The organism is Amycolatopsis coloradensis (assembly GCF_037997115.1).
GTDB lineage: Bacteria > Actinomycetota > Actinomycetes > Mycobacteriales > Pseudonocardiaceae > Amycolatopsis > Amycolatopsis coloradensis_A.
In genome coordinates this window covers 6282550-6298958 of sequence record NZ_CP150484.1, presented here as the reverse complement: position 1 = coordinate 6298958, position 16409 = coordinate 6282550, and the positions used below count along the sequence as shown (strand labels likewise).

Here is a 16409-nt window from a genome sequence, read left to right as displayed (position 1 = left end):
TCACCGTCCTAACGGGACTGAGACGCGGCGTAGCCTGCGCACGGCGAAGAGCACACCCGCCGCGTTGATCGCCACTCCGGCCGCCATGATCGGAGTCCGGTAGTCGGTCAGGAACACCGCGGCACCCGACGCGCCGATGATCGGGACGAGGTCGGCGATGTGGTGCGCGCAGCAGGCCACCATGCCGACCGCGGACGCTCCCGCGCCACCACCGGTCGCGGCACGCACATCCGCGTGCAGCCGCCTGCGTCGGCGCAGTTCGACGAAGAGCCCGACCTGGGTGCCGAATCCGCCCAGGATCAGCATCAGCCACGGCCAGTCCTCGACCGCCTGCCGACCCAGGTGCTCCAGTCCGCCTGCGACACCGACGACCACCGCGTAGAACAGTGCGAGGGCCCCGGCTCCGGCGAGCCCCGCACGCACCGCGTTCGTGCTCATCGCTACCTCCGGGATCGTTCATCCTGCGTCGTTCGCGGCCGGGGCAGGAATGCCGGGACACGCGCGGCGTAAGCGGTCCACTGCTCGCCGAACCGTCGCGCGACTTCACGTTCCTCGCTGCGCGCCAGCCGCGTGTAGACCACCACGAGGATCGGGAACATGATCAGGGTGGGGATGGTCGGCCATTGCAGCAGGAACCCGATCATCACCAGCAGGAAGCCGTCGTACTGCGGATGCCTGACCCGCGCGTAGGGCCCGGTGGTGGCCAGCCGGTCCTCCCGCGCCGCCTCGTGCAGCCGCACCCAGGCCGCCGAGATCAACCAGAACCCTCCGGCGATCGCCAGGTAGCTGGCGAGGTGGAACGGGCTCAGGTGCGGATCGCCGGTCCAGCCGATCAGGTCGTTCCACAGGTGCCCGCCCGCGTGGGTGTCGCGCAGCAGCGGGAAGCGCGAGCCGAGCCAGCTGCCCAGCAGGTAGATGGTCAGCGGGATGCCGTACATCTCGGTGAACAACGCCACCAGGAACGCGGCGAACGCGCCCATCGCCCGCCAGTCGCGGTTCGTGTGCGGCCGGAAGAAGCTCATCGCGAACACAACGAACAGCGCGATGTTCAGGACGACCAGAGGCCACAGCCCGTACGCCGCGTCGGCCATTACGGCCGGCCGGAGGTGTGGTGATGATGGCGGTCCTGGTCACCGGATCCGCTGTGCCCCCCGTGTCCGCCCATCATGAACAGCATCATCAGGGGGCAGGTCAGCACGACCAGGCCGATCAGAATCGTGGTGAGCGGAACTCCGGCGTAGGCGAGCCCGACGATCAAGATCGCCAGGGCGACCGCGTACAGCCCGAGGTGTTGGCGCTTCATGATGTCCTCGTTTCGTTGGCTGTCTTCGAGCGTCACCTTCTGCACCGGCCGGCATCAGGGCTGGTTGTCGCGAACGGGAAATCCGAAGGTCCCCGTCCGCTGCGGACGAAGGCCTCTGACGCACGTCTACTATCTCGGATAGCAGAGCCTTCCCGGTGATGGCGCTTGACGTGGTATGGGACCTTGGGCCGTTCTGGCGGCGACGTTGTGCCCTGCGCTTCAACGAGGTGCGCGGTGACTCTGAAATATGTCCTTGGAGACGTGATGACGTCACCTGTGTCGATCGACGGCGAGCGGAGTCCAGGCATGGGAGAAGACATCAAACTCGGCCACGTGGCCGGTTTCCCGCTACGCCTCCACTGGAGCGTGCTGGTCGTCCTGTGGTTGTTCACGTGGAGCCTGGCCAGTTACACGCTGCCAGTCGACGCGCCGGGGCATGCGCCCGCGACGTACTGGCTGGCCGGTCTCGGTGGTGCGGTGGTGTTCCTCGGTTCCATCCTGGCTCACGAGCTGGCCCACGCCGTCGTCGCCCGCCGCTGCGGTGTGAAGGTCAAGAGTCTGACCCTATGGATGTTCGGTGGTATCGCCATCTTCGGCTCCACACCGAAGACTCCGGGGAAAGACTTCCGCATCGCCGCGGCCGGCCCGGCGACGAGCCTCGCGCTCGCGGCGGTCTTCGCCGGTGTCGCCGCCGGGCTCGACGCGTTCGGGGTAGCGCACATCGCCGTCAGTGCCGGCTGGTGGCTCTCGGGTATCAACCTGCTGATCGCACTGTTCAACCTGTTGCCCGGCGCACCGCTGGACGGCGGGCGGATCCTGCGCGCCTACCTGTGGCGCCGGAACGGGGACTTCACGCGGGCCGCTCTCGGCGCGGCACGAACGGGACGTGGCATCGCGTTCGGGCTCCTCGCGCTCGGATTATTCCAGTTCCTGGTCGGCTACGGCATGGGTGGCCTGTGGATGGTGTTCATCGGCTGGTTCCTGCTCACCGCCGCCCGCGCCGAAGAAGCGGACGTGCTCGCCCGGCAGGCGCTGGCCGGAGTCCGTGTCGCGGACGTGATGAGCGCGAACCCGCACACCGGCCCCGGCCGGCTCACCGTCGACGCGTTCATCGAACGCTACGTGCTGGGCCATCAGCACTCGGCTTACCCGGTCGAGCGATCCGACGGCGGGATAGACGGACTGATCACCCTGGCACAACTGCGGGCCGTTCCCCGCGTTGAGCGAGCCACGACCTCTGTGCGTGACATCGCGATCCCGCTCGCCGACGTGCCGACGGCGACACCGGACCAGCCGCTCAGCGAGTTGCTCGAACACCTTTCCCCGGCCACCGGCGGGCGAGTGCTCGTCTTCGACAACGGCGGACTCGTCGGTATCGTCACCCCAGCCGACATCGCACGGACAATCGAGATCAGGGATCTCAGCGTGCCGCCGCCCGCCGCCGAACATCACCGCTGAGCTTGCCGGCACCCTCGGCAGCGTAGGGCGCTAACCGCCGGGCTCTGGACACCTCAGACCTCGATCTTCCAGCAGGCAACGTCACACGTCAGGGCCTTACCGCCTCCGCGAGGGCTGGCAGAACAGCCTCGCCATGAACGCCTTGATCTCCTCGCCGGACAGGCCTTCCGCCGTAAAGGAGGTGATGTCGCACCGCCCAGCGCCCGACGTCCCTGACTTTGACGCTCGCGATGCCGCCGAGACAATCACCCAGGTCATCCGCCAGCTGGTAGACCCGGTCGCGGATGCTCCCGAGCCCCCAGCCCAGCGCTTGGTCGATCGCGACACCGATCCCGATCTTCGCCGCGTAGTCGCACTCCCTGTCAGGTCGGCTAGTGAGCTGATCGAAGTGTTCCCCGCGGAGAAGAAGATCGAGATCCCGTTGCCTCATAGGGACACGAGAAGTCCTCTTGCTGTTTGCGTTCGGCGGTGATGGTCTGCCCGGAGATGAAGGTCGGGAAACTGGCCTGCACAACTCGACGCCGCTGGCCCCCAGACGCCGGGTCAGATCGTGCGCGACGTCGACGTCATACCCCGCCGGGACGCCCGATCCTTCGACGAAGTTCCATGGTGGATTCGCCTGCGTAAGTGCGACACGGATCTTCCCGCCGCTTCGCTGCTTTGGAGGATGTCGCCGGACGCGGACTTTCGCATAGCGTCTCCCTCGCGAACGAGGGGCTGCGGCGCTGCCACACGACGTGCCATCCGGCAGAGTCCGGAGATGCCTCCGACCGTCAAGCGTAGCCCTGTGGTGGTGCACTTACGCGTCACTCGAGCGAGTGGGACTGCATGCGCCCATAAGGTATAGACCAACGCGGCCTAGGTAAGCACATGGCCAAGTAACCTCGTTGCGACAAGCCAAGCCACCGAATGAAACCCGGTCGATCGGTTGTCCGCTAAGTGTCTTAGTAGGACCACTCGGATGCGGGTTACGGTGCTGTTGAGGGAAAGCTGACATGGGGCGTACTGTGGGTGCGGTCGCGGTGTTCACGTGCGACAGAAAGAAGACCTGCTCTCGGAGTTCGTAACTCGACTGAGACCGTGCGGCCGATGGGGGAGGCCGCCAACGGCTGTCGAGCCCGCCGTCTCCGCTGTCGCACATTCGGTCTCGGTGTGGTTACCGCCGTAACGGCGGGTAGTGGGCAGTCGACCCGTGGAATGCGCCGAGTGGGTCATGTTGGCCCGCTGAGTGTTTCATCCCTGGGCTTGTCTTACCGGGAGCCGTGTCCCAGCCGGTCGTCAGTCTTCCCGTATGCGGCTGCGAACGCCAACGTGCGATCGGTTTCGTGATCCACTGTCGGGCTGTGCGGCAAGCGGCTGTGAGCCTCGGTCGTCAGAATCGGGAATTGAGGACGTGGTCGACGGCTGCGTGCAGCGTCTCGGTTTCGGTGGCCAGGATCGATTCGTCAGAGGGTAAGGCTCTCGCGATGGAGAGTCCGTTGAGGACGGTCACGAGAAATCTGGCACGTCGCCGGTTGTCGCCCTCGGCCAGCGCGCCTTCGTTGCTCAGGACGGTCAGCCAGTGCTCGACACGGCGTTGCGCTTCCCGCTCGATAGCGAGATACGCTGCGCGGTTCTCGTCGGTCGGTTCGGGCTCGATGTATGTCTTGAAGATCTCGCCCCATCCTGCTCGTGCCTGTTCGCCCACTCCGGCAAGAGCGAGCACTTGCCGCAGGCAATCGATCAGCCGGTCCCGTGCCGGTGCCGATCGGTCGTGGATCCTGTCGGCGGGGGTGACCACGTCGTAGATGGCGGTGAGCACGGCGTCCTGCAGTGCGCGCTGCGTCGGGAAGTGATACCTGAGCGAGCCGGTGCTCACCCCGGCCCGTGCTGCAACCGCCCGCACGCTGAGCCGCGCACCCGGATCCTCCCCGAACATCGCCATGGCCGCCTGAAGGACCCTGTCCCGGCTGCCGACACTCGTTTCCTGTTCCACTGCCACCTCCTCTAACACACTGTACTAGCACGCTGTGATACTGTCGCCGCTGACCGCACTAGCACAGTGTATTAGAGGCTGTGTCGAATCAGTCGACATGCGGTTGCCCGACGAACGAAATGGACGTGAACCCATGCACCGCCTCCGCAGGCCATTCCAGATCATCCGCGCTGATCTTCGGGCGTATCTCCTCGTCAACGTGTTCGTCTACGGAATGCTGCTCCTCGGCATGGCGCTGGGATCGCTCTTCCCGGGGCTGCGCGCGGCGCGGGTCGCCTCGTTCGCGGGAGGCGGCCAGGGGGCGCTTGTCGACGCGGTGGTCGGTAACGGCTGGGTCTTCGGCACGGTCATCTTCCTCGTCAACGTGTTCCCGACCGCGCTGCTGCTCATCACCCTCCCGTCACTCGTGGTCCCCTTCGCCGGGCTCGCGGTCTTCGCGGTCAAAACGATCGATCTGGGCATCACGCTCGCCCCCGTCGACGCGACCTCGCGACTGATCCTCATCCCGCACTCCCTCACGCTGCTGATCGAGTTCCAGGCCTACGCGCTAGTGATGTTCGGTGCATACCTGCTCGGCAGGTCATGGCTCCGGCCCGCGACAGTCGACGCCCCCACGCGCCGACATGGATACGTGCGCGGTCTGACCCGGCTTGGCTGGCTCTGGCTTCCGGCACTCGCGCTCTTCGTCGTCGGCGCGGTGTATGAGGCCATCGAGATCTACTTCCTCGTGCCACTGGTGCTCGGCTCCTGATCCTTGCGCGCCGACCGCCGGCAACGACTCACACAATGCCGGGCTGCGCACAGTGATCAGTGTCGACCACTGTGTCTGTCTTGACGCATTCCCGTCTCACCGAATCGATCCCCGCCGGCGATGCCGACGGGGGTAAGGAGAAGCTGTCATGCACGAGTGGAGCCGACGTCGCGCGGCGAAGCGGGTGAAGCCCGGCACTGGGCGGGAGCTGAAGCCGTTCCGCTGGTGGCAGCCTTTCTCGCGATCGCTGTACTCGCTCGTACTCGGACACGACGACGGGAGGCAGGTGGTGTACACCGTTGACGTACCTCATCGTCGGCGATTCTGGTCGAACGACGGCAAAGGCATAGCCGACCTCTACCTCGACGGCCGTCATCAGGCCGAATCCAAGCTCCCCGCCGCTTTTCCCATCCCCGGCGGCACGATCGAAGTCGCAGAGTCCCCATTCGGGCTGAAGCGCTGCCACTACGTCACAGCAGGAGGAGACGAGCATCCGCTGATTCCGGATCACGCCTCGGCCGAAGGACGACGTGCTCACCTCGCCCGCAAGCATCCCGCGCTGAGCCGCGTAATCAGTGTCACGTCGATCATCCTGCTCGTGATCTCGGTGCTCCTGCTCATCCCGCAGCTCATCGAGGTTGCCTTCAAGCTGCCGCCCGTCGCGGCGCGCTTCGGGACCTTCGTCTCGCCTGTCTCCCTGCCGGCATGGCTCAACTCCCTGATCGCCATCGGCGCCGGACTGGCCAGCATCGAACGCGCACTCCGCCTACGCCACAACCGGTTCCTTGACACCGTCGGCTAGCCCTGGTCGTGGTCCGGGTCTCCGATCGCGCCACCGCCCGGCATATCCGCGCGACTCTGATCGCAAGGGTGCACGAGGTGGCCGAGATCGTGGACGATCGCGCCTGCCGGTAGGGGCCTTGGAAGGCCCCTACGCGACGTCTGGTGGTAGTTGGTGTCCCACCGCCTGCAGGCCCACACCGCGGCACCGAGGCAGATGGCTCCGAACAGGACTGGGCTTGGGTTCACGCTTGCTACTGGGCGCGAACGGTTTCACGGTCCGGGCTGGTCGCCGTGGTCGCCGACGGTGCGGTGCGGGGCCAGGTCCAGGCGTACCACAGGATAAGGGCGAGAACGATCAATTCCAGTGCGACGCCGAGGCTGTAGAAGTACGTCCAGGACTCGCCCACCGCGTTGAACGCCGCGAAGGGGACCTGTACCGAGGCCACGATGAGGTTCGTGGTGCGGTTCGCCCGGGCGGGCAGGGTCATCGACAGCACGACCATGAGGATCGGGATCGCCATGAGCGTGAGGAAGACGGTGAACAACGTCTGGCTGATGTCGAACTCGAAGACGACGCCGGCCTCGATGTCTTTGATGACGCCGGGTTTGAAGAAGGCGAGAATGTCCACGTAGGCGTACAGGAGCACGAGGCTCGTCCACGCTGCGGCGAGCTTGGCTCTCACCGGGATCCGCTGCTCATCCAGTGCGGTCGTGGTGGGTTGACGTGTTCTCATCGTGGGCTCCGTTGTCGTGGTGAGGACCGGTGGGCCAACGATCGCCGAGCCCGGCGGCGGGCACATCGTCGTCGAGGCCGGACCCGCCCCGGCCGTGGGGAGGAGCGGCGTCTCGTTCTTTCGGTCGGTCCCCGACGCCTCGGCGGTCCCTAGGCTGGGTGCGTGACCACCAACACCCTGCGCTCGCTGTGGGCCGAGCCGCGCGCCACGGACGCTCCCGAACGGGTGGCGCGCGACTGGGTGCTGGTCGGTGCGTTGATGGTGACGGCGCTGCTCGAGGGAGTCCTCCGAGACGACGTCGCCTGGCGGCCGTTCGCGACGATCGTGGCGGTCGGACTCGCGCCGGTGCTGCTGTGGCGGCGTACCCACCCGTTGGCCTGTGTCGTGGTGGCCTTCGGCACCGCGATGGCGTTGGGACTGGCGAGCCTGCTGGGCGGGGCCCCGAGCGTGGGCCTCGACACGATGATCTACGTCCTGGTGCTCGTCTACGCGCTGGTCCGCTGGGGCTCAGGGCGCGAGATCGTGATCGGGCTGGCGGTGGTGGCGGTCGCCGCGGGAATCGGTATGGTCCCCGATTACATCGGGCCGACCGAGATCTTCGGCGGGTTCGCCATCCTCGCGGCGGCGGCTGCGGGCGGAGCGGCGTTCCGCTACCGCGCCGAGAGCCGGCGCCGGGAGTTGGACCAGATCCGCGGCCAGGAGCGGGTCGGCCTCGCGCGCGAGTTGCACGACATCGTCGCCCACCACGTCTCGGCGATCGCTGTGCAGGCGCAGGCGGGCCGGGCGATGGCCGGCCAGCGACCTGAGGCGGCACTCGAGGTGCTGGCGGCGATCGAAGGGGAAGCGTCGCGGACGCTCGCGGAGATGCGGGCGATGGTCCGCGTGCTGCGCGACGGAGCGCCGGCGGGGTACGCCCCCCAGCCCGGCGTTGCCGACCTGGTGTCCCTCGCCAGACGCGCCCCGATCCCGGTCGTCGACGTGGAGTTGCCGGATGACCTGGACGAACTTCCGCCCCAGATCGACGCGGCGGTCTACCGGCTGGCGCAGGAGGCGCTGACCAACGCCCTGCGGCACGCCCGCAACGCCTCGCGTGTGGAGATCCGGGTCGTGGACGGCGCGGGAACGCTGCGACTACGCGTGACCGACGACGGACAGATCGACCCGGCACGGTCGGTGAACCACGGCTTCGGGCTGCTGGGGATGACCGAGCGTGTGCAGCTGCTCGGCGGCACGCTGCGTGCCGGGCCGGCGCCCGAGGGCGGGTGGACGGTCGATGCCGAACTGCCGACTAAGGTACGCCGATGACGGTGCGCGTGCTGGTGGCCGACGACCAAGATCTGGTGCGCACCGGCCTGTCGATGATCCTTGACGCGCAGCCCGACATTGAGGTCGTCGGCCAGGCCGCCGACGGCCACGCCGCCGTCGAGCTGGCGCATCGGCTCCGCCCCGACGTGTGCCTGGTCGACATCCAGATGCCCGGGCTCGACGGCATCGAGGTGACCAAGCTCCTCGCAGGGCGGGGCGTCCCGGACCCGATCGCAGTAGTTGTGATCACGACATTCGACCTCGACGAGTACGTCCAGGGCGCGCTCCGGGCCGGCGCCCGAGGCTTTCTGCTCAAGGACGCCGGGACGGAGCTGCTCGTCCAGGCCGTCCATGCCGCCGCCGTCGGCGATGCCCTGATCGCGCCTAACATCACCCGGCGGCTGCTAGCCACGCTCGCCGCCAGGGAACCGTCGAGCCGACGGACCCAACCGATCGAGCCGCTCACCGCACGCGAGGAGGAGGTGCTGACGCTGGTCGCCCGCGGCCGCACGAACGCAGAGATCGCCGCCGAGCTATTCATTGGCTTGACGACCGCCAAGACCCACGTCGCCAGCCTGCTGGCCAAAATCGGCGCCCGAAACAGGGTCGAGATCGCGATGTGGGCGTACGACACCGGCCGGGTGGGGGACTGAACCGAACCTGACGTACATGCACGACGACTGGTCCCCGGCCGAGTGGCTGCAGGGCGGCGGCCTGCGCTTGACAGTCGTCCTTGGTGTCGGCAGTGAGCTCAGGCGACGCACCTAGAGTCGACCAGCCAACGACTGGCCGCCGCATAGGCGAGTGGCGCTGCCCACTCGCCGGTGACCATGACCAAGAGGGTGCGGAGGATGCCGCCGACGGTGGTGCCGATGAGGTAGGCGGCAACGGCCAACACGGCGGGTACCACCAGCGCTGCTCCCACGGCGACGCACAACGGAATGAGCAGCCAGGTGGTGGCAGCCAGGCCTAACCGGCCGAACGAAACTACTGCCAGCAGCGCAGGCAGCCAGAGCCCGGTGACGGCGAGGTGCCTCATGATCGGGGAGGTCAGGGGCCAGAGCAGGGAACGAGATAGAGCCGCGAACAACGGCAGGAACAGGGATGCCACGAAGCCGATCAACGGAATGGTGAGGACCCTTCGCTTTACCGCCGATTCCACGACAACAGTAGCGAAGCGAACACGCTCGGCACTATTCCATGGGCGACAAGCGCAACGAGCACCGACACACGCCGACCCGACACCTCCTCGCGCAGACCGAGGCAGTCCACCTGTTCGTCCTACTACGAACATCCGCTCATCAGCGTAAGGCGTTCTGTGTCAAGCGGATGGTCGGTGCCTCGTCCGTCGTCGGTCCCTGCATAGCGGTCATGGGGGTGATCCCAGCAGCGTGTAATCGGGTTGATTCGACGACGGACGGGCTGCCCATGATGAGCGTCGAGATCACGAGGTGTCTCAATGCCGCGTGGGGCTCGCCCCGACCGTCTGCTTGGTGGCCGCCTCGCTCAGGCGGCGATAGCCGATGGTGTCGAGATTCGGGTGCCGTGTGTTGCGGTCTGGGGATCCCACCGGCAACCGGTGGTGATGACGGCGTGCAGGTGGCGCAGGATGCTCGCGGCGATCGCGGCTTGCGCCTGGGTGGGGGTGAGCTTGTTCTCGGTGCGGCTGGTCAGGTGCTGGTAGCGGGCGGCGTAGACGGGATTGGCGCGCTGGGCGCCCCAGACTGCGCGCCACGCGGCCAAGCGCAGACTGGGTCGGCCCTGACCGGTGAGTTTGGTCCGTCCGGTGAAGGTGCCGGAGGTCTTCTCGCGGGGCGCGAGGCCGGCGTGTTTGACCACGGCGCGAGCCGAGGTGAATCGTGTGAGGTCACCGGTCTCGGCCAGGATCGCCGCGGCGCCGATCGCGGAGAGGCCGACGATGGAGGTGACCAGGTCGGTCAGCCGCAGCTTGTCGAGCACCGTGAGCATGCGGGTCTCGGTGTCGGCCAGTCGACGCTGGTCCTCGGCCCAGTCGGCCAGCAGCAGGTGCACCCGTTCCAGCGCGCCTGCGCGGTGGGCGATCACACCGCGCGGATCCTCGAGCGCGGCGAACAGCTCACGCACGATCCGCAACGATGGTTTCTGGCCGCCGCGGCGGGTGATCTCGCGGCGGACGACCTGTTCGAAGCGGGCCGGGCCCAGTCGGCGGGTTCGGGTCAGCTCGCCGTGGTCACGGCCGCAGATCACGCTGATGGCTGCCACCCAGGTGCGGGATCGGAAGGGCCGGCGGGCAGTGTCCAGGGCGGCGGGCCACACGCATTCGAGCAGGGCACGGATCTGCTGGATCTGGCTGACCATGTCGACGATCAGCTGCTCGCGACGGGCGCCGAGGTGGCGCAGCCTGCCCCAGACCTCGTCGACAGGTTCGGGGATATAGCAGCGAAGTTGCGCGGTCAGTCGAGCGATCAGCACGGCGTCCTTCTCGTCGGTCTTGTCGTGGGTGAGGTCTTCGGCGCGCCGCGACCAGGAGGTCATCGCTGGTTGGACACAGACGAACGGCATGCCACGGTCGGCGGCGAGTTGGCCCAGTACCCGCCACCGGTGTCCGGTCGGTTCGCATGCCACGGTGATTCCGGTGTGCCCGGCCGTGCTCGCCCGCTGGGCTGCCCAGTCCAAAGCAGTCCCGAGATCCCAAGCGCGGCAGCGGAATGTTTTACGTGCCAGTACTTTCGAGTCGTGGTCGGTGACGACGACCATCTGTTTGGTGTCGGCGAGGTCGATGCCCACGATCGCGTTCTGGGCGGGGACCAGCGCGCGGAGCCGGGCCAGTCGGGTGTTGCGGTTGCGGTCACCTCGGGAGATCCCACTACTGTTACCCATGAACGTCCTCCTCGTGCGATGGGACACCAAGCCCGACAGCGCATCAGGGGGACGTTCCTTCGTCGAGCACCGACACGCAGAACATCTGTCTATGCCGCGATCAGAGTGGTATTCGGGGAGCGGATAGCCTTCCCGCGTGGAATTCGTCGTTGCCGATGACGACGTCTGGCTCTCCGCGTTCGGTGTTCTGCCGCAGGCTGAAGAGGCGTCGGGCGACGATTGGGTGCGGGAGGTGCGGGTGCCCGTCTCCGTGACCGAGGAGCTCCACCTCACCTGGGATGTGGTTCAGCAGAGCGTCCGCGTTCGGTACACCGGGCATCGGACCTCATCGTCGATGTTTACCGCGAACAGGCGACCCTTCTCACGGTCGACGACCGCAAGACCGGTCCCGTCGTCGTGTTGGAGTACTGCGCGGAAGGATGCCGCGGCCGGACCTTCGTGCGGGTTCAACCGACGCTTTCCTTGACGGACACGTTCCTTCGGACGTGACTGTCTGCCCATGCCGCGAGTCGGCCGAAGACGATCAGGCACGCTCACGCCAACGAGCGTTTAACCGTGCTATCGAAGGAACGGGGTATCGCCGAAGCCCATGTCGAGCATCTTCTCGGGCGAGAAGACAACCATGATCTCGTCGCCTCCGACGAACACGCGCCGCCACTCCGGCGGCTCCGGCATGGCGGCGACAAACCACACTGCTCCCGCGGCGAAGTCGAGACGAACAGCCAAGGGCACGTCCACAGCGCGCGGGCTCGACGACGCTGCCATCGGCTCGCCGGCCCCTGGGAGGACGGCAGATTCGCCCCGGATCTACCATCCGGGCGATGACGAACGCGGGCTCCCGGACCATGAACGTCGGCACCTGGTTGCTGCCCGAGGATGAAGACGCCTTCGGCCTCGCGTTGCGTGACACGTTCCCCGGCGCCGGGTGGCAGTGCTCGCAGCCAGGACCGCCGGGACTGCACCCCGTCCATATCCCGCTACCAACGGAACCCGGAATTAACGGATAAAGCAAGTGAGAAGATGCGCAGGATCGGAAAGGCTGCAGGTGCCCTCATGGTGCTCGGCACACTGGTCGGCGCTTTCTTGGTGGTGGTGGATTACTTCGACCTGGGCAAATATCTTCTAAATGAAGAAAGTTACGCTCCTTTATGGCTTAAGGGTATTCTGGCATTTGCGGCACCGGCAGTCCTCGCAGCTGCACTAGTGGACCGGGTAATTTCCAGGGTCCACCTTCCCGTACTGGCCTTGGCCTTGGTCTTTAAACCAGCAGGCCAGGACATCGCGCTCGTTGGATCGCATTCTCTGTTGTCGTTGCGGGACTTCATCTTGATTTGCTTGCGTCGTAGCTAAGGTGTGTCCACGGGGGGACTCCGTGGTATGGCAACCGCCGACGGGCATTGCCCTGCCGAAGTCGTCAAGCAGCTCGCCTGCGACATTCTCGCGCTTTTCATTGAGACCGAGGCGCGACCGCTCGCCGACATCGCTCGATGCGCCCGCGTTAGGCGCGAGGTGCCGGCGTGGGCAGCTGAGAAGATTTCCTTGCTGCGCGAGCTGCGACTCGCGATCGAGCGGGTGACCACCCTCCTATAGGCCGAGGCAGGCACCGCGCGGCCGAGGCCGTGCTCGCCGCATGGCAGGCAGCGGCCGATCGACCAAATCGCCGCCGACCGCCCCTTCTCCTCCGGAAAGCACCGCAAACACGGGATGAACGTGCAGGTCCTGGCCGATCCGCTCGGCCGTGTGTTGTGGGGCCTCGCCCGCCCTGCCCGGCGCTGTGCACGACATCAAGGCCGCCCGTGCCCACGAGATAATCGAGGCACTGACCGCCGCCGACATCCGCTGCTGGGCCGACAAGGGCTACCGCGGCGCCGGCGGCACCGTGCACGTGCCCTACTGGGGGCGGTGGGCGAATCTCTCCGCAGGCCGGCAGGCGGCCAACCGCTCACACACCCGGATCCGGGCCGTAGGGGAGCAGGCCAACGCAGCCCTGAAGGGTTGGCGTCTCCTGCGCAAGCTCCGGTGCAGTACCACCCGGATCACCAGCCTGGTCAAGGCCGTGACGGTCCTTCACAATGTCACCAGGACGGGAAGTTGAAATGGGCTCACTGACGATGATGCGAACGATACCGGCGAGATGAGATTCATTTCTCATTGCGGAATTCGGCATAATGTGCGGAATTGTTGTTGCGCGACAAGTTTTAGTAGAAGGTTCAGTGAATCTGCTCTGTCCGGTGTTCCCAGGGTGGTAGTCCCTGAGGTGTACCTCCTGATCTGACGCGGGGCTATTTTTTCGACGTGTTGGTGGATGTCGGCGATTAGCTGAGCTGATCCCGTGATGGCTGTATCTTGACGTTCAACCGCGACCAGCTGGTGGTGCTGCGGAGGACGCAGTCGCTGATCCGCGAGTTCTGTGAGTGTCCCCAGATTTCACTCGACCGTTCGGCTGACGCATCTTCGTGCTGTTGGCTGGCTCTGCCACGATCGACCGCGTGTGGGAGAGACAGCCAGCGATCGAGGCCATTGGCGCGCTTCTCGACGGCGTGCGCGGGGGTCGAGGCGGGGCATTGTTTCTAGTGGGTGATGCGGGGGTTGGCAAGTCCGCCTTGCTCGAGGACGCGGAGCGGCGTGCGGGAGCCGGGGTCGAGGTGGTCCGGGCTGCGGCTGCACCTGTCGAGAGCGGTGTGCCGTTCGCTCTGATCTCACAGGTTCTCGACGGACTCGGTGTTGCCGAACGGTTGGGGGAAGGCACGGCGGCGGATCATCTGTATCGGGTGCGGGAATGGTTGCGGCGATACGACCGGCCCCTCCTGGTGGCCACCGACGACCTGCATTGGGCAGACCGTGACTCGCTGGTGGTGCTTTCTTTTCTGGCCAGAAGGCTGGCCGAGCTGCCGGTCGGTTTGGTGGCGACGCTGCGGCCGTGGCCACCGGAGGCGGCCGATATCGTGGCCGGGCTGGCGCATGATGACCACGCGCGGTCGGTGACGTTGCCGCCGCTCACCGAGGCCGGAGCGGAGGCGCTGCTGGCCGACCGTGTCGGGCGAGCGTTGCCCACGTCGGTCGTCCATACCGCGCAGGTCCTGACCGCTGGCAATCCGCTGTTGCTGGTGCACTTGTCCTCGGTGCTCGCGGAGGGTGCGGACCTGCCGCGGCTCGACACGCCGCCCGACACGGTGCGCCGCCGGCTGCTGTTACGGCGATTTACCGATCTTTCCGAGGCCGGGATGGGACTGGCGCGGGCTGCTGCGGTGCTGGGGGTGCGGTTCCGCCCGTCGGCGGCGGTCGAGCTGGCGGGGTTGTCGGCCGCGGACGGTGATGCGGTTCTCGACGGGTTGCTGGCCCACCAGGTGTTGCGGGAGACCCCCGGCTGCCAGGTGGAGTTCACGCATCCGTTGATCCGTCAACTGCTGTATGACGACCTTCCGGCGGTGTCCCGCCTTCGGTTGCACGGCAACACGTTTCGGATGCTCGACGCGTGCGACCGGCCTGATGAGGCGGCCGAGCATGCAGTGCTGGGGGACCTTGTTGGTGACGAGCGGGCTGTGGCGGTGCTGACCAGGACCGGGCGTGCCGCGTTCGAGGCCGGCGCGTTGTCCACGGCGGTGCGCTACCTGAACGCCGCGTGTGTGTTCGCCGGCGATGCGGCGGACGCCGTTCTGTTGCTGCTCACCGGTCGGGCGTTGCTCGCCGCCGGTCGCGCTGACGATGCCGTCGAGGTGCTCGCCGCGGCCGAGGAACCGAGTGATGATCTGGTGCGGGCACAGCTTGCGCGGGAGTTGGGACGCGCTTCCTACCAGCTGGGCCGGCCGCACGACGCGGCGCGGTACTTCGCGCGCGCCGTCGAGTTGGTGCAGGTAGTGGCACCCGGCGTCGCGGTCGAGGCGTTGCTCGACCAGGCCACGGCGGGTCATGTGCACGATGTGGCGGCGTCGTTGGAGCCGGCGCGGCAGGCCCTCGAGCTGATCGATCGCGTCGATCCGGTGACGCGTAGGCGCGCTCAGTCCGCCTGGGGCTACCTGTCGTGCATCAATGGCGACGGTGCGGGATTGGCCGCGGTGGCGGAGGCAGCCGAGCAGGTCGCTGCCGACCCGGCCGCGCAGCTAGCCGACTTGTCGTGGGGCTGGGGTGCGTTGAGCAGTTATGCCTATGCGGCCAAGTGGTTCGACCGGTTCGAAGACAGCGAACGCTGCTTCGAACTAGCGCTGACCGCGGCGGACCGGCTCGGAGCGGCCAGCTCAACGGGATTTCTGCTGGCTTCGCGGACCGAACTGTACATCCGAACCGGTCGACTCGATGCCGCCGGGGCGGACGTGGCGCGAGCACTGGAACTAGGTGATCTCGCCCCCTTGGTGAGGCGCTATACGACCACCTCCCAGGTGTGGCTGTTGCTCCTGCTGGACGAGTGGGACGAGGAACTGTGTGAGCGATTGGAGGCCGAGGCCCGTCCGCTTCGGGATCTGGGCAGCCTGCTGACCGTGTGGTGGCTCCAGGGTCGCCGAGCGTTGCACGAGGGAGACTTAGCGAGGGCGTGCGCACGGTTCGAGCTGGTCGAGGAGACCACCAGTGATGCGGGTCTCTGTGAACCTTGTGTGGTGCCGTGGGCACGGGACGCGATCCTGGGTTATGCGCGTGCCGGGCGGCGAGGCGATGTCCTGCGAGTGGTGGGTTTGCTGGACGCAGCTTGTGAACGGGTCCCGTGCGTGTGGCCACGCAGCGCTGCAGACCTCGGCAGGGCGGTGACGGCGTCCAGCGCCGAGGCCGCGGAACCCTGGTTGGACCGGGCTGTCGCATCGCTTCAACAGTCCGGGCAGCCGTTGGAGCTCGTCGAGGCGTTGCTGGCTGACGGTGAGTGGTCGTCCCGGGCGGGGCGGCCGCGGCGAGCACGCGCCCAATTCGCCGAAGCCCTGAACATTGCGGAGCGGTTCGGGTCGCCGTGGTTGGCCCGACGCGCGAGGCACCAGTTGTCGAAGGCGGGTGGCCGGCGCCGTAGCCGGCCGCCCTCGGAGCTGACGCCCGCGGAACGGCGCGTGGCCGACCTAGCTGCGGCGGGGCACAGCAACGCCGAGATCGCCTCGATCCTGACAGTCGCGGTGACCACCGTGGAGACCCACCTCAGACGAATCTATACCAAGGTGGGTGTGCGCAACCGCCGCGAGCTGATGCTCCGCGACCACTTCAGAGCGGACACTTAAACATCCTGGTTTTCCATGACGCGCCACGCCACCCGGCCCAACCAGACTC

16 protein-coding genes and 1 pseudogene are annotated in these 16409 nt (G+C 66.9%); 9 read left to right on the top strand and 8 right to left on the bottom strand.

Going from position 1 to position 16409, the window contains the following annotated elements:
* From LCL61_RS29400 to LCL61_RS29390, 3 genes are read right to left on the bottom strand one after another with little or no spacing between them, the layout of a single operon-like run.
* Entirely contained in the window at positions 1-438 is a 438-nt protein-coding gene (locus LCL61_RS29400) for a hypothetical protein (RefSeq protein WP_340682758.1), read from the bottom strand.
* Between the two features lie 2 nt (positions 439-440).
* On the bottom strand, positions 441-1091 hold the full coding sequence (locus LCL61_RS29395; RefSeq protein ID WP_340682757.1) for an isoprenylcysteine carboxylmethyltransferase family protein: 651 nt from the start codon (positions 1089-1091) through the stop codon (positions 441-443).
* Complete coding sequence (locus LCL61_RS29390) at positions 1091-1339, bottom strand: DUF2933 domain-containing protein (protein WP_340682756.1); 249 nt, start codon at positions 1337-1339, stop codon at positions 1091-1093. Before LCL61_RS29390 ends, LCL61_RS29395 begins: the two co-directional genes overlap by 1 nt.
* 270 nt (positions 1340-1609) lie before the next feature.
* On the opposite strand from LCL61_RS29390, the gene LCL61_RS29385 reads away from it, so the two are divergent.
* Positions 1610-2761 (top strand): site-2 protease family protein, encoded by a 1152-nt coding sequence (locus LCL61_RS29385; protein WP_340682755.1) that lies wholly within the window; start codon positions 1610-1612, stop codon positions 2759-2761.
* A 1372-nt stretch (positions 2762-4133) separates the two neighbouring features.
* On the opposite strand, the gene LCL61_RS29380 is transcribed toward LCL61_RS29385, so the two are convergent.
* Entirely contained in the window at positions 4134-4685 is a 552-nt protein-coding gene (locus tag LCL61_RS29380) for a TetR/AcrR family transcriptional regulator (protein WP_340682754.1), read from the bottom strand.
* Between the two features lie 184 nt (positions 4686-4869).
* Here LCL61_RS29380 and LCL61_RS29375 point away from each other — a divergent pair, with 184 nt between their 5' ends.
* Positions 4870-5487 carry a stage II sporulation protein M gene (locus tag LCL61_RS29375; RefSeq protein WP_340682753.1) on the top strand — a complete coding sequence of 206 codons (618 nt, stop codon included), beginning with the start codon at positions 4870-4872 and terminating at the stop codon, positions 5485-5487.
* A 148-nt stretch (positions 5488-5635) separates the two neighbouring features.
* Positions 5636-6289, top strand: coding sequence for a hypothetical protein (locus tag LCL61_RS29370; protein WP_340682752.1), 654 nt, complete (start codon positions 5636-5638; stop codon positions 6287-6289).
* Positions 6290-6521: 232 nt separating this feature from the next.
* Here the strand turns inward: LCL61_RS29370 and LCL61_RS29365 are convergent, their stop codons facing one another.
* Positions 6522-7004 (bottom strand): DUF6326 family protein, encoded by a 483-nt coding sequence (locus LCL61_RS29365; RefSeq protein ID WP_340682751.1) that lies wholly within the window; start codon positions 7002-7004, stop codon positions 6522-6524.
* 162 nt (positions 7005-7166) lie between these two features.
* On the opposite strand from LCL61_RS29365, the gene LCL61_RS29360 reads away from it, so the two are divergent.
* Both LCL61_RS29360 and LCL61_RS29355 read left to right on the top strand, forming a co-directional pair.
* Positions 7167-8309 carry a sensor histidine kinase gene (locus LCL61_RS29360; protein WP_340682750.1) on the top strand — a complete coding sequence of 381 codons (1143 nt, stop codon included), beginning with the start codon at positions 7167-7169 and terminating at the stop codon, positions 8307-8309.
* Positions 8306-8962 (top strand): response regulator transcription factor, encoded by a 657-nt coding sequence (locus LCL61_RS29355; protein WP_340682749.1) that lies wholly within the window; start codon positions 8306-8308, stop codon positions 8960-8962. Before LCL61_RS29360 ends, LCL61_RS29355 begins: the two co-directional genes overlap by 4 nt.
* Before the next feature lie 98 nt (positions 8963-9060).
* On the opposite strand, the gene LCL61_RS29350 is transcribed toward LCL61_RS29355, so the two are convergent.
* The 3 genes from LCL61_RS29350 to LCL61_RS29340 form a co-directional block, all read right to left on the bottom strand.
* Entirely contained in the window at positions 9061-9471 is a 411-nt protein-coding gene (locus tag LCL61_RS29350; RefSeq protein ID WP_340682748.1) for a hypothetical protein, read from the bottom strand.
* A 344-nt stretch (positions 9472-9815) separates the two neighbouring features.
* Positions 9816-11168 (bottom strand): IS110 family transposase, encoded by a 1353-nt coding sequence (locus LCL61_RS29345; RefSeq protein WP_340682619.1) that lies wholly within the window; start codon positions 11166-11168, stop codon positions 9816-9818.
* A 558-nt stretch (positions 11169-11726) separates the two neighbouring features.
* A complete protein-coding gene (locus LCL61_RS29340) occupies positions 11727-11906 on the bottom strand; it encodes a hypothetical protein (RefSeq protein WP_340682747.1) in 180 nt (59 codons plus the stop codon).
* 315 nt (positions 11907-12221) lie between these two features.
* Here LCL61_RS29340 and LCL61_RS29335 point away from each other — a divergent pair, with 315 nt between their 5' ends.
* The 4 genes and pseudogenes from LCL61_RS29335 to LCL61_RS29320 all read left to right on the top strand — a co-directional run bounded on the left by LCL61_RS29335 (position 12222) and on the right by LCL61_RS29320 (position 16360).
* Positions 12222-12518 (top strand): hypothetical protein, encoded by a 297-nt coding sequence (locus LCL61_RS29335; RefSeq protein ID WP_340682746.1) that lies wholly within the window; start codon positions 12222-12224, stop codon positions 12516-12518.
* Positions 12519-12545: 27 nt separating this feature from the next.
* Positions 12546-12758: a hypothetical protein gene (locus tag LCL61_RS29330; RefSeq protein ID WP_340682745.1), complete on the top strand. Its 213-nt coding sequence runs from the start codon at positions 12546-12548 to the stop codon at positions 12756-12758.
* 42 nt (positions 12759-12800) lie between these two features.
* Positions 12801-13263, top strand: a pseudogene (locus LCL61_RS29325) (transposase family protein); the annotation flags it as partial.
* Positions 13264-13657: 394 nt separating this feature from the next.
* Positions 13658-16360, top strand: a complete 2703-nt coding sequence (locus tag LCL61_RS29320; protein ID WP_340682744.1) for an AAA family ATPase — start codon at positions 13658-13660, stop codon at positions 16358-16360.
* The last annotated feature ends 49 nt before the right edge of the window (positions 16361-16409 follow it).